Genomic DNA, 12,710 nt, shown 5'->3' with positions numbered 1-12,710 from the left:
CGGGGCGGTCGGCGGGATCCCGCTCGGGTCGCCCGGCTGCGCCGGGCCGCTGCTGGGCGCGCTGGTCACCGGGCGATCCTTCCGAGGGGCTGGGGGTGCCCGTCCGGTCGTCGCCGTCCTGACCGCCGCAGGCGCTCAGCGCCGCGCAGACGACCAGGGCGGCGAGGACCAACCGAGGAGTCTTCATGCCCACTGGGACGTGACCGGCGGGCGATCCGTTCCCGGTCACGCCCGCGCGGCGGCGGCCTTCATGTCCCGCTTGAGCTCCTGCGGCAGCGAGAAGGTCAGCCGCTCGTTGGCGGTGGTGATCTCGTCGACGTCGGTGAAGCCCCGCGCGGCGAGGTGGGTCAGCACGTCCTGCACCAGCTCGTCCGGCACGCTCGCGCCGGACGTGACGCCGACCGTGCCGGCACCGGTCAGCCAGGCGTCGTCGATCTCGTGCGCGAAGTCGACCAGGTACCCGGCGCGGGCCCCGGCGTCCAGGGCGACCTCGACCAGGCGCACCGAGTTGGAGGAGTTGCGCGAGCCGACGACGATCACCACGTCGCACTCGGGGGCGATCTCCTTGACCACGTGCTGCCGGTTGGAGGTGGCGTAGCAGATGTCGTCGCTGGGCGGCGACTGGAGCAGCGGCAGCCGGGACTTGAGCCGGGCGACCGTCTCCAGCGTCTCGTCCACCGACAGCGTGGTCTGGGAGAGCCAGACGACCTTGTTCGGGTCCCGCACGGTGACCTTGTCGACGCCGTCGGGGCCGTCCACCAGCTGGATGTGCGCGGGGGCCTCGCCGGCGGTGCCGATGACCTCCTCGTGCCCCTCGTGGCCGATCAGCAGGATGTCGTAGTCCTCGGCGGCGAACCGCTTCGCCTCCTGGTGCACCTTGGTCACCAGCGGGCAGGTCGCGTCGATCGCCTTCAGCGAGCGCGCCTTCGCCTGCTCGTAGACCTCCGGGGCGACGCCGTGCGCGGAGAAGATGACAGTGGCGCCCTCCGGCACCTCCTCGTTCTCCTCGACGAAGATCGCGCCCTGGGCCTCCAACGTCCGCACCACGTGCTTGTTGTGCACGATCTGCTTGCGCACGTAGATCGGGGCGCCGTAGAGCTTGAGCGCCTCCTCCACGGTCTGCACCGCCCGGTCAACGCCCGCGCAGTAGCCGCGGGGCTTGGCCAGGAGCACGCGCTTGCCGGTCCGGGGGGTCGTCTCAGCCTGGGTCACCCGACCATCGTACGTGCCGGGTTTTCCGCCGGCAGCGGCTGCGACCGTCACCACAGCCGGGGCCGGCGACTGGCGGAAGGGGCGGACCGGCAGCGCGCACGGCCACCGGCCACCATCCGAAACCCACATTTCGGGTACGAAAGGACGCGCGCCCCGGCTCACCGCCCGCCCCGGCGAGCGGCACGCGCTGTCGGGGCTGCCGCAGGTCGTCGGGGGCTGACCGTAGGGTGGGCGGGTGACCGACGCCCCGCGCAGCACCCCGGAGGAGCCCTGGCCGGTCCGGGTGGTCAGCCAGAAAGTCGGCGCCTGGATCGCCAAGCTCGGCTGGGTCTGGGTGGACGGCCAGGTGGCCCAGATCAGCCGCCGTCCCGGCGCCAGCACCGTCTTCCTCACCCTGCGCGACCCGTCCGCCGACCTCAGTCTGACCGTCACCACCAACCGGGACGTGCTCGACTCCGGCGCGCCGGAGCTGCGCGAGGGCGCCCGGGTGGTGCTGCACGCCAAGCCGGAGTTCTACGCGGCCCGGGGCACGCTGAGCCTGCGCGCCGACGAGATCCGCCAGGTGGGGCTCGGCGAGCTGCTGGCCCGGCTGGAGAAGCTCAAGAAGCTGCTCGCGGCGGAGGGGCTCTTCGACCGGTCCCGCAAGCGCCGCCCGCCGTTCCTGCCGCAGCGGGTCGGGCTGATCACCGGGCGCGCCTCGGCCGCCGAGCGGGACGTGCTGACCAACGCCCGGCGGCGCTGGCCGGCGGTGGAGTTCCGCACGGTCAACGTGGCGGTGCAGGGGCCGAGCGCGGTGCCGCAGATCGTCGACGCGTTGAAGGTGCTCGACGCCGATCCGAGCATCGACGTGATCATCCTGGCCCGCGGCGGCGGCGGCATCGAGGACCTGCTGCCCTTCTCCGACGAGGCGCTGTGCCGGGCGGTCTTCGCCTGCCGCACCCCGGTGGTCAGCGCGATCGGCCACGAGACCGACGCACCGCTGGTCGACTACGTCGCCGACGTCCGCGCGTCCACGCCGACCGACGCGGCCAAGCGGGTCGTGCCCGACCTCACCGAGGAGGTCCGCCTCATCGGTCAGGCCCGGTCCCGGCTGGAACGCGCGGTCCGCAACCTGGTCGACCGGGAGTCGCACCGGCTGGGCATGCTCCGTTCCCGACCGGTGCTGGCCCGCCCGCAGGTGATGGTCGACCAGCATGCAGGCCGAGATGAGCCAGTGCGGCGCCGTGGTGTGATCGGCGATCCAGAGCGGCAGGGCGATGTTGAGCAGCCCGAAGTGCATCGACATCAGCCCGTCGAGCACAGTGAAGGCCAGGAAGGGGCGGTCCCGCAGCGCGATCAGCCGGGGCCCCTGCGTGGGCGCCGGCACCGGCGGGACCGGCGCCAGCCGGAGCAGCACCACCGCCGCCAGCAGGTAGGTGACGCAGTCGAGCAGGATCAGCGCGACGTACGCGGCGCGGGTGTCGGCGGCGAGCCCGACGCCGGCGACCACGGCGCCGACCGAGATCCCGACGTTGGTCACGGCGCGCAGCCAGGCTCGGGTGCGGACCCGCTGGTCGGCGGGGACGGCTCCGGCGATCAGCGCGCCCCGGGCACCCCGGCTGGCGGCGTCGGCGACCGCCATCAGCACGCCGACGACCAGGAACGTCGGGAACGACCGGACGGCCACCAGGGCGGCGGTGAAGACGCCGGAGGCGACCAGCGCGGCGAGCTGAATGCCGCGCGGGCCGTGCCGTCGGCCAGGTAGCCCATCGGCGTGCTGGCGATCAGGCTGACCAGCGCGGTGACGGTGAGGCCGACGCCGACCTCGCGCACCGAGAGGCCGACCGAGCGGGTGAGGAAGAGCGCGCTGACGGTCAGCCAGGTGCCCCGGCCGACCGTGTTGACCAGCGTGGAGAGGCGAGGGTCCGGGCCGGCCGTTCGGGAAGCAGGCGCACGCCGACACTCTAACAAGACGTACGTACGGTTTGATGGCCGCCCGGCGAACCCCCTTGTCGCCGACACGTTGCCGATATATCGTCGATGCATCAACGACAGTACGAGAAGGGATCGTGGCATGGGATTCCATCAGCACTTCCACGCGATGCACGAGGCCCGTCGACGCGGGTTCGGCTTCCCGCCCGTCCCGCCGGGCCCGCACCGGCACGGCGGCTGGGGTGGGGGTCGGGGGCGGCCGGGGTCGGGGCCGCGGGCGCCGGCCGAACGTTCGCGGCGCGTGCTGGCGCTGCTCACCGAGGCGGCCGATGCACGGCTACGAGATGATCCAGGAGATCGACTCCCGCACCGGCGGGCCTGGCGGCCCAGCCCCGGCTCGATCTACCCGACCCTCCAGCTGCTGGAGGACGAGGGGGTCATCGAGGCCAGCGCCGACTCCTCCACCGGTGGGCGGAAGCGGTTCGGCCTCACCGAGACCGGCCGCGAGGAGGCCGCCGCCGCGGCGCAGACCCCGCCCTGGGCGGAGTTCGCCGAGAACACCGTCAACAGCTGGCACGACATCCGCGACGCCGGCGCGCAGGCGATGAACGCGCTGCGCCAGGTGATGATGACCGGCACCGACGACCAGCGGGAACGCGCCGCCCAGGTCCTCGACGAGACCCGCCGCAAGCTCTACGCCATCCTCGCCGAATCCGACTGACCCCCACGCCCGCCGTGGACGGCTGGCTGCCGCAGATACAGAGAAAGAGTGGCTATTCCGAGGGGAATAGCCACTCTTTCTCTGAAAGTGCACTCGCGGCGCGGGCGGCGCGCCGGGGCGTGCGGGGTGAAGCGCGGGGGTGGGTCAGTGGACGGTGACGGTGGCGCCGGGGACCAGGTCGCGGAGTTCCTCGGGGATCTCGGCGCCCATCTCGTCGGCGAGGCGGAGCGCCTCCTCGATCAGCGTCTCCACGATCTGCCCCTCGGGCACGGTCTTGATGACCTGGCCCTTGACGAAGATCTGGCCCTTGCCGTTGCCGGAGGCGACGCCGAGGTCGGCCTCGCGGGCCTCACCCGGGCCGTTCACCACGCAGCCCATGACGGCGACGCGCAGCGGCACCGGCAGCCCCTCCAGGCCGGCGGTGACCTCCTCGGCCAGCTTGTAGACGTCGACCTGGGCCCGGCCGCAGGACGGGCAGGAGACGATCTCCAGACCCCGCTCGCGCAGGCCCAGCGACTCCAGGATCTGGTTGCCGACCTTGATCTCCTCGACCGGCGGCGCGGAGAGGGAGACCCGGATGGTGTCGCCGATCCCCTCGGCCAGCAGCGCGCCGAAGGCGACCGCCGACTTGATGGTGCCCTGGAACGCCGGGCCGGCCTCGGTGACGCCCAGGTGCAGCGGGTAGTCGCACTGCTCGGCCAACTGCCGGTACGCCCGGATCATGACCACCGGGTCGTTGTGCTTGACCGAGATTTTGATGTCCCGGAAGCCGTGCTCCTCGAAGAGCGAGCACTCCCAGAGCGCCGACTCGACCAGCGCCTCGGCGGTGGCCTTGCCGTACTTGGCGAGCAGCCGCTTGTCCAGCGAGCCGGCGTTCACGCCGATCCGGATCGGCACGCCGGCCGCGCCGGCCGCCTTGGCGATCTCCTTGACCTTGTCGTCGAACTGCCGGATGTTGCCCGGGTTGACCCGGACGGCGGCGCAGCCGGCGTCGATCGCGGCGAAGACGTACTTCGGCTGGAAGTGGATGTCGGCGATGACCGGGATCTGCGACTTGCGCGCGATCGCCGGCAGCGCCTCGACGTCGTCCTGGCTGGGCACGGCGACCCGGACGATCTGGCAGCCGGAGGCGGTCAGCTCGGCGATCTGCTGGAGGGTGGCGTTGACGTCGGAGGTGAGGGTGGTGGTCATCGACTGCACCGAGACCGGCGCACCGCCACCGACCGGCACCGAGCCGACCATGATCTGGCGGCTGGCCCGACGGGGGGCCAGCGGCGGGGGCGGTACGGCGGGCATACCGAGACTGACAGCGGTCACTTCAGGCACTCACCTTGAGAAGAGCGTGATCGGATTGACGACGTCCGCGGTGATGGTCAGCAGCGTGAACGCGCCACCGACCAGGATCACCGCGTACGTGAGCGGCATGAGCTTCATGTAGTCCACCCGGCCGGGGTCGCGGCGGCCGAGCCGGGCGTACAGCCAGGAGCGGACCCGTTCGAACCAGGCGATGGCGATGTGGCCGCCGTCCACCGGCAGCAGCGGCAGCAGGTTGAACACGCCGACGAAGAAGTTCAGCGAGATGAAGAGCAGGACGAGCATCTGCCAGACGCCGTTCTGCAGCGCCTCGCCGCCCAGTCGGCTGGCGCCGACCACGCTGATCGGGGTGTCCTTGTCCCGCTCGCCACCGGTGATGGCGGTCCAGAGGGCGGGGACCTTCGCCGGGATCCGCTTCAACGCCTCGTACGTGCCGACGGCGAGGTCCTTGGTGTAGCCGGCGGTGGCCGGGATCGCCTCGATCGGGCCGTACGTCACGTTGGCGGGGACGCCGGGCGGCAGGGACGGGCCGGCGACGCCGAGCGCGGAGACGGTGACCAGGGCGCCGTCCGGGTCGTCCAGCGGCTTGCGCTGCACGGCGGCCAGGTTGGCCCGGACCTGGCCCTGCACGCCGTCGCGCTCGTACGTGATGGTGGCCGGCTTGTCCCGCGGCAGGTCGCGCACGGTCTTGACGAGGGCGGTGTAGTCGGCGACCGAGGTGCCGTTCACCGCGACGATCTTGTCGTCGTCGCGCAGCCCGGCCTGCTTGGCGGGGCTGACCGGGTCACCGGGGGCGCATTCGCGGGAGGCGTCAGTGGGGATGACGCAGTCCACGACCTTGACGTGCGCCGGCAGCGGGTTGGGCAGGTCCCGGTTCGGCAGGCCCATGAACATCGCGGCGAGCCAGATGGCGATCACCGCGAGGGCGAAGTGGGTCACCGAGCCGGCGGACATCACGATCGTCCGCTTCCAGACCGGGTAGCGCCACATCGCCCGGTGCTCGTCGCCCGGCTCGACGTCGTCGTCCTGCGGCGTCATCCCGACGATCTTGCAGAAGCCGCCGAGCGGGATGGCCTTGATGCCGTACTCGGTCTCACCGCGGCGGAAGGACCAGAGGGTCGGGCCGAAGCCGACGAAGTAGCGGGTGACCTTCATCCCGAACGCCTTGGCGGTCAGCATGTGACCCGCCTCGTGCAGGCTCACCGAGATGAGAATCCCCAGGGCGATCACGACCACCCCGAGCAGATAGAGCCATCAAGCTTCCTTCCCCGACCCCGAGATGATCTCCTGCGCGTGCGCGCGTGCCCACGACTCGGCCGCGAGCACGTCCTCGACGGTACCTGGTTCGCCGAAATCGGGTGCCTCCTCCAACACCCGGCGCAGGGTGTCGACGATGCCGAGGAAGGGCAGCCGGCCGGCGACGAAGGCCGCGACGCACTCCTCGTTCGCCGCGTTGTAGATCGCCGGGCGGCAGCGGCCGGTCTCGCCGGCGGCCTTGGCCAGGGCGACCGCCGGGAACGCCTCGTCGTCGAGCGGGGCGAACTCCCAGGTGTGCGCGGTGGTCCAGTCGACCGCGGTGGCGGCGTCGGCCACCCGGTCCGGCCAGCCGAGGCCGAGGGCGATCGGCAGCCGCATGTCCGGCGGGCTGGCCTGGGCGAGGGTGGAGCCGTCGACGAACTCGACCATCGAGTGGATCACCGACTGCGGGTGGACCATCACGGTGATGTCGGCGTAGGGCACGTCGAACAGCTCGTGCGCCTCGATCACCTCCAGCGCCTTGTTGACCATGGTGGCGGAGTTGATCGTGACGACCGGGCCCATGTTCCAGGTGGGGTGGGCCAGGGCCTGCGCGGGAGTGACCTCGGTCAGCTCGTCGCGCCGCCGGCCGCGGAACGGCCGCCGCTGGCGGTGACGACCAGCTGGCGCACCTCGCCGCGGGCGCCGCCGCGCAGGCACTGGGCCAGCGCCGAGTGCTCCGAGTCCACCGGCACGATCTGCCCCGGCCGCGTCACCGCGGCCTTGACGAGGGGGCCGCCGGCCACCAGCGACTCCTTGTTGGCCAGGGCGAGGGTACGGCCGGCGCGCAGCGCCGCCAGGGTCGGCGCGAGCCCCAACGACCCGACCACCCCGTTGAGTACGACGTCGCAGGGCCACTGCGCCAGCTCGGTCATGGCGTCCGGGCCGGCGACGATCTTCGGCAGCCGGAAGTCCCCGGTGGCCCAGCCGCGCCGGCTCGCCTCGGCGTAGAAGGCGAGCTGGAGGTCCTGCGCGGCGGAGGACTTCGCCACCCCGACCGCGTCCACGCCCAGCTCCAGGGCCTGCGCGGCGAGCAGCTCGACGTTGCCGCCGCCGGCCCCGAGCGCCACCACCCGGAACCGGTCCGGGTTGCGCCGCACGATGTCGATGGCCTGGGTACCGATCGAGCCGGTGGACCCGAGCAGAACGAGGTCGCGGGGAGTTGTCACGCGGCCATTCTGCCCCGGCGTCGCTGTGCGCCCGCTGGGAGCCTCAGCCCTCGCCGTCCGGGTCCTCGGCCGGCGCCTCCTCGTCGAGGAGTTCGACCTGCCCCCTCCGCTGACCGGGGGTCCGCACGGCGGCATCGCCGCCGGGGCGTCGGCGCGGCCGACGGGTTGCGCCGCCGGCTGTGGGCGGAACCCTGCCACCCGACGGTGGGCAGGAGAGTCGATCAGTCCGAGCCGGGGATCAGGTTCCGCTCCCGCAGCAGGGCGAGCAGGTCGTCCCGGTCCGCCGGTGGCAGGTCGGCGGTCGGTACCGGGAGCACCTGCCGGCCGACCACCGCGAGCACGAGGTCACCCGCCGGGAGGAGACCGGCGTGGGTGACCGCCTCCCAGCGGACCAGCGAGTCGGTCAGGTCGTGATCCGGCGCACCCCGGTCGCGTCGATCTGCCAGGTGGTGCGGCGGCCGTACAGCCGCCAGCAGTGCCGCACGACCCGCCGGAGCAGCAGCTCCGGCACCAGCCAGTAGGCGAGCGCGCCCACGGCCAGCAGCGTCAGCGGCCACGCCCGCGCACCGGTGAGCAGTCCGAACGCCCCCACCAGGGCAAGCACCGCCGCCGGCACCTGGACCACGAGCATGGGCGGCAGGGACGACCGCAGCGCGGCGGCGAGCCGGTCCCGGTCGGGGACGGCGTCGAACGTGATCATCACGACGGGACACGATAGGCCCGGCGCCGCGCCTCCGCTGCCCCCTGGCGGGCGGGTCGCGGTCGGGAAGGACGTATGCCTGGTGAGCGATATGCCTGAGAGGCATAAATATGACTCTCAGGCATATCGCTCACCGGCATGTCCGAGGGGTGGGCACTACCCTGCGTGATCGATCCGGCCGGCGACCTACCGCCGGACGGCCTGCGGCCCCGGCTCGACCGGATCGGCGGTGAGCAGTCCCCGGCCGCGTAGGTAAGAGAACAGCTCGGCCCGCTGTTCCGCGCTCAGACCGTGGATCGGCATCGGGAAGAGCTGGTACCGGCTGAGCCGGAACAGTAAGTGGTCGGGAATCGGCTCCACCCCGGTCAGCGCCGCCCAGCGCACGACGCTGTCGGAGAGGGCGTTCACGCAGCGGACGCCCTCGTCGGAGATCGTCCACGTGATCGGGATGCCGTGCATCTTCCAGCTGGCCCGGACCAGCGCCCGCAGGACCAGCGGGGACAGCAGCGTGGCGGTCACCGCGGCGGCGACCCAGGGCACCCCCTCCAGCGGATCTCCGAGGAGCACGTCGACCAGGGCCGGCAGGAGCAGCGCGACCGGGCAGAGCCAGTACAGCAGCAGCGTCCGCCGATAGGCGCGGCGCAGGGCGGCGGTGAGTCGCCGCCGGTCCGGCTGCGTCTCAAAACTGATCATCACGGCGGAAGACGATACGGCCCGCGCGGCATCCCCCGCTGTCCCGGCGGGCGTCAGGCGTCGGCCCGGCGGACGAAGGTCTCCAGCACCTCGCCGCCGTACCAGTCGGTGCTCCGGCCCACGTGCACCATGCCGAGCCGGCGGGCCACCGCCATCGACGGGTCGTTGCCGGGCGGGATCACCGCGTACACCTGCGGGGTGCCGGCGGCGAACTCGCGGGCCAGCACCGCGCGGGCCGCCTCGGTGGCGTACCCGTGTCCCCAGGAGTCCGGGTGCAGGTGCCAGCCCACCTCGATGTCGTCGGTCTCCGTGACGCCGTCCGCGCCCGGCAGCGGCTTGAGGATCAGGGTGCCGGCGACCCGGCCGGTGTCCCGGACCTCCATCGCCCAGGTGCCGTACCGGCCGCCCTGGCCGGCGTGCCGTTTCCGCCAGATGGCCAGCCGGTCCAGGGCCTGGGCCGGGTCGGTCAGCGGCAGGCCGGACGCGGCCAGCCAGCGGGTGATCTCGGTACGCGAGTAGATGTCGAAGATCCGATCCAGGTCCGCCGGGGCGTCGGTCCAGTCCCGCAGCACCAGGCGTTCCGTGGTGAGCACCGTCATGACGCGCGATCGTAATGCGTGCCCCGGGCCAGGAGGGGGAAGGAGGTCGCGATGGGCCACGCATGGCAGCGCACCAAGCGGATCACCAGCGCCGCCTTCCGGCCGGTACGCGGCCGGGACATCTCGCTGCACGCCGCCGCGATCACCTTCTACGGGGGGATCGCCGTGGTGCCGGTGGCGCTGCTGGCGATCTGGCTGACCTCGCTGCTCGTTGGCGGGGAGCGGGTCCGCCGGCTCACCTCGTACGCGGTCAACACGCTGCCGGACGCGATCGGGGCGCCCCGGGCGGTGGAGGCGCTGGTCGCGGCCGGGGTGGAGTTGACCCCGCTGCTCGCGCTGGCCTCCCTGCTGCCGGCGTCGCTCTACGGCGAGGGGCTGCGCCGGGCGTTCGTCTCGGTCGCCACACCGCCGAACCCGGACGAGTCGTTGGTGGGCTGGCGCGGTCGGCTGCTGCTGCTGCCGCTGCTCGCCCCGGCCCCGGCGCTGCTGCTGTCGATCCTGATCGCGCTGCCCACCACCACCCACCTGGTCCGGCAGGGCGGCTGGATCGGCGCGCTCGGCGTGGTGCTGTCGTTCCTGGGGGTGTGGCTGGTGCTCACGCCGGTGCTGATGTGGCTGTTCCGGGTCGTGGGACCCGCCTCCCCGGACTGGCTGTCCACCCTCGTCCTCGGCTCGTTCACGGCGGCGAACCTCTCCGGCTTCCTGCACGGGTTCGTGCTGTTCGCCTCGCTCCCGATCGACCTGGGGGTGCCCTTCGGCGGCTTCGACGAGATCGGCGCGGGCGTCGCGGTGCTGCTCTGGCTCTACCTGTTCCACGTGATCGTGCTGGCGGGCTACTCCGCCACCCTGGCCCTGAGCCGCTGGCGCGCCATCCGCCGCTGAAGCTGTCCCGCCGCTGAAGGCCCTCCCGCCACGGAAGCCCTCCCGCCCGGGGCCGCGCCGCACTAGGCTGCCCGGGCATGAGCGAAGCAAGTGAGCTGCCGGCCCGCGCCGACGTCGTGATCGTCGGATCCGGGCACAACGGGCTGGTCTCCGCCGTCCTGCTGGCCCGGGCCGGGCTGGACGTGCTGGTGCTGGAGGCGGCGGAGCAGATCGGCGGGGCCACCCGCACCGAGAACCCGTTCCCCAAGGTCCCCGGGCTGCGCCACTCCACCGGGTCGTACCTGCTCGGGCTGATGCCGCCGGAGCTGCTCGCCACGCTCGACGTGCGGATCCCGGTGCTGCGCCGCGACCCGCACTACTTCCTGCCCACGCCGGGCGGTATCGGCTCGCCGTACCTGCTCTTCGGCAGCGACACCGCGGCGACCCGCAAGCAGCTCGCGGAGTTCTTCTCCCCCGCCGACGCGGCCGCCGACGACGCGTTGCAGGCCGAACTGGCCCAGCTGCGCGAGGACCTGGCGCCGGCCTGGCTGGCCGAGCCGCTGCCGGTGGAGGAGACCGCCGAGCGGTACGTCCGCCCGGCGCTGCGGCAGGTCTTCGTCGACCTGGTGCGCGGCTCGGTCGCCGATTACCTGGCCCGCTTCGACTTCCGCTCCGAGCTGCTGGTCAGCATGTACGCGGTCACCGACGGCCTCTCCGGCCTCAACGCCGGCCCGGACGACCCCGGCACCGGGCACAACTTCCTGGTCCACAACATGTGCCGGCTGCCCGGCGCGGACGGCACCTGGATGATCGCGCGGGGCGGCATGGGCACCGTCTCGCGGACCTTCGCCGAGGCCGCCCGCGCCGCCGGAGCCACGATCCTTACAGGTACGCCGGTGACCGGGGTGACCCTGGACGCCGGCGGCGCGGCCAGCGGGGTGACGCTCACCGACGGCCGGCACGTCGCCGCCCCGGTGGTGCTCGGCGCCTGCGACCCGTACCGGCTGATGGACCTGCTGCCCGACGGCGCGCTCCCGGCGCCGCTGCACCAGCGGATGACGGCGGTCCGCCGCCCCGGCACCACCCTGAAGCTGAACCTGGCGCTGACCGGGCTGCCCCGCTTCGGCTGCCTGCCGGCGGGGGCGCCGAGCCCGTTCGGCTCCACCATCCACCTGCTCCCCGGCTCGGCCTCGCTGGTCGGCGAGGGCGGCGAGGCGCCGATGGCCGCGCTGCGCGCGATGTGGGCGGACGTGCAGGCCGGTCGGCTGCCCGAGGAGCCGACCATCGAGTGGTACCTGCACACCACCGTCGACCCGTCGCTCTCCGACGAGGCCGGCCACCACTCCTCGGCCCTGTTCGTGCAGTCGGTCCCCTACGAGCTGGCCGGCACCACCTGGGACGAGGCCATGCCCGGGTACGTCGAGAAGCTGATCGCCATCTGCGAGCGGTACGCCCCTGGCACCGGCGATCTGATCGCCGACGCGGTACCGCTGTCCCCGCCCGGCATCGAGGCGCACTTCGGCATCACCGGCGGGCACATCCACCACGTGGACAACACCGTCTCGTTCACCGACCGCATGCCGTACGCGACCGGCGTCGAGGGCGTCTACGCGGGCAGCGCCGGCTGCCACCCGGCGGGCAGCGTCATCGGCGCCGCCGGCCACAACGCCGCCCGCCGCATCCTCACCGACCTCGGCCGCTGACCGCGGCCCCGGTCTCGGTGGGAACACGGGGCAGGTCGCCGGGGCGGCGGATGAGGGACAGGCCGACGAGCACGAGGTAGAGGACGAGGCTGAGGATCGGGTCGACGAAGACGAAGGCGAAGGCGATCAGGTAGAGCAGCGGGCGCAGCAGCAATCGCCGCGCGACCGCCCGGGCCAGCCGGGGATCCAGGTCGGGGTGGAGCAGCCGGTGCCGGCGGGCCCACCACCAGCTCAAGTTGAAGAAGAGCGACTCACCGAGCACGGTGCCGACGTAGAGGGCGGCGGTCAGCCGCTGTTCGGGCGCGCTGCCGCGCAGGTTGTCCGAGAGCAGATCGGCGGTGAACGGGATCGCGGCGACGAAGAGCAGCACGAGCAGGTTGAACACCAGCAGCATCTGATCCACCCGGACCACGTACCGCCACATGTTGTGATGGCCGAGCCAGATCTGGCCGGCGATCCCGAAGGTGATCACGTACGCCAGGTAGGACGGCCAGGCCTGGGCGAGGGCGTCGGGAAGCTCCCGCCCGCCCG

Annotated in this window: 9 protein-coding genes and 5 pseudogenes; 4 read left to right on the top strand and 10 right to left on the bottom strand. The window is 72.8% G+C overall.

The genetic code is table 11. From position 1 onward, the window contains the following. Nucleotides 1–187: pseudogene (locus JNW89_RS13710) on the bottom strand (hypothetical protein); the annotation flags it as partial. Nucleotides 188–225: 38 nt separating this feature from the next. Beyond that, entirely contained in the window at nt 226–1,212 is a 987-nt protein-coding gene (locus JNW89_RS13705; protein WP_238449230.1) for a 4-hydroxy-3-methylbut-2-enyl diphosphate reductase, read from the bottom strand. A 235-nt stretch (nt 1,213–1,447) separates the two neighbouring features. Between JNW89_RS13705 and xseA the strand changes: the two are divergent. Next, nucleotides 1,448–2,437: pseudogene (gene xseA, locus JNW89_RS13700) on the top strand (exodeoxyribonuclease VII large subunit); the annotation flags it as partial. Between the two features lie 63 nt (nt 2,438–2,500). On the opposite strand, the pseudogene JNW89_RS13695 reads toward xseA, so the two are convergent. Continuing rightward, nucleotides 2,501–3,277, bottom strand: a pseudogene (locus JNW89_RS13695) (MFS transporter); the annotation flags it as partial. On the opposite strand from JNW89_RS13695, the pseudogene JNW89_RS13690 reads away from it, so the two are divergent. Next, nucleotides 3,266–3,844 (top strand): annotated as a pseudogene (locus JNW89_RS13690) (PadR family transcriptional regulator). The pseudogenes JNW89_RS13695 and JNW89_RS13690 sit on opposite strands and share 12 nt — an antisense overlap. A 144-nt stretch (nt 3,845–3,988) precedes the next feature. Here JNW89_RS13690 and ispG read toward each other — a convergent pair. The 6 genes and pseudogenes from ispG to JNW89_RS13660 form a co-directional block, all read right to left on the bottom strand. Further along, nucleotides 3,989–5,161, bottom strand: coding sequence for a flavodoxin-dependent (E)-4-hydroxy-3-methylbut-2-enyl-diphosphate synthase (ispG, locus tag JNW89_RS13685; protein WP_088963467.1), 1,173 nt, complete (start codon nt 5,159–5,161; stop codon nt 3,989–3,991). A gap of 9 nt (nt 5,162–5,170) precedes the next feature. Next, nucleotides 5,171–6,394 carry a site-2 protease family protein gene (locus JNW89_RS13680; RefSeq protein WP_238449229.1) on the bottom strand — a complete coding sequence of 408 codons (1,224 nt, stop codon included), beginning with the start codon at nt 6,392–6,394 and terminating at the stop codon, nt 5,171–5,173. An 18-nt stretch (nt 6,395–6,412) separates the two neighbouring features. Continuing rightward, a pseudogene (gene dxr, locus JNW89_RS13675) lies at nt 6,413–7,623 on the bottom strand (1-deoxy-D-xylulose-5-phosphate reductoisomerase). 403 nt (nt 7,624–8,026) lie between these two features. Then, nucleotides 8,027–8,326 (bottom strand): hypothetical protein, encoded by a 300-nt coding sequence (locus JNW89_RS13670; RefSeq protein ID WP_238449228.1) that lies wholly within the window; start codon nt 8,324–8,326, stop codon nt 8,027–8,029. Between the two features lie 183 nt (nt 8,327–8,509). Continuing rightward, nucleotides 8,510–9,016: a YcxB family protein gene (locus tag JNW89_RS13665; protein WP_375155089.1), complete on the bottom strand. Its 507-nt coding sequence runs from the start codon at nt 9,014–9,016 to the stop codon at nt 8,510–8,512. A 53-nt stretch (nt 9,017–9,069) separates the two neighbouring features. Then, the gene (locus JNW89_RS13660; RefSeq protein WP_238449226.1) at nt 9,070–9,615 is read right to left on the bottom strand and encodes a GNAT family N-acetyltransferase; all 546 of its coding nucleotides are present in this window, start codon (nt 9,613–9,615) and stop codon (nt 9,070–9,072) included. A 51-nt stretch (nt 9,616–9,666) separates the two neighbouring features. On the opposite strand from JNW89_RS13660, the gene JNW89_RS13655 reads away from it, so the two are divergent. Both JNW89_RS13655 and JNW89_RS13650 read left to right on the top strand, forming a co-directional pair. Further along, nucleotides 9,667–10,497, top strand: coding sequence for a YhjD/YihY/BrkB family envelope integrity protein (locus tag JNW89_RS13655; protein ID WP_238449225.1), 831 nt, complete (start codon nt 9,667–9,669; stop codon nt 10,495–10,497). Nucleotides 10,498–10,574: 77 nt separating this feature from the next. Beyond that, on the top strand, nt 10,575–12,179 hold the full coding sequence (locus JNW89_RS13650; RefSeq protein WP_238449224.1) for an NAD(P)/FAD-dependent oxidoreductase: 1,605 nt from the start codon (nt 10,575–10,577) through the stop codon (nt 12,177–12,179). Here JNW89_RS13650 and JNW89_RS13645 read toward each other — a convergent pair. After that, nucleotides 12,160–12,710 (bottom strand): TMEM175 family protein (locus tag JNW89_RS13645; RefSeq protein WP_238449223.1); only part of this gene is annotated, 551 nt, incomplete at its 5' end. The genes JNW89_RS13650 and JNW89_RS13645 overlap by 20 nt on opposite strands.

The organism is Micromonospora sp. 4G55 (assembly GCF_016803375.1).
The sequence above is the reverse complement of the archived record's forward strand: the minus strand, read 5'-3'. Positions and strand labels throughout refer to the sequence as shown.

Coding starts and splice junctions, on each gene's coding strand:
- JNW89_RS13650 (WP_238449224.1), top strand. CDS start 10,575: ATGAGCGAAGCAAGTGAGCTGCCGGCCCGCGCCGACGTCGTGATCGTC.
- JNW89_RS13655 (WP_238449225.1), top strand. CDS start 9,667: ATGGGCCACGCATGGCAGCGCACCAAGCGGATCACCAGCGCCGCCTTC.
- JNW89_RS13665 (WP_375155089.1), bottom strand. CDS start 9,016: ATGATCAGTTTTGAGACGCAGCCGGACCGGCGGCGACTCACCGCCGCC.
- JNW89_RS13660 (WP_238449226.1), bottom strand. CDS start 9,615: ATGACGGTGCTCACCACGGAACGCCTGGTGCTGCGGGACTGGACCGAC.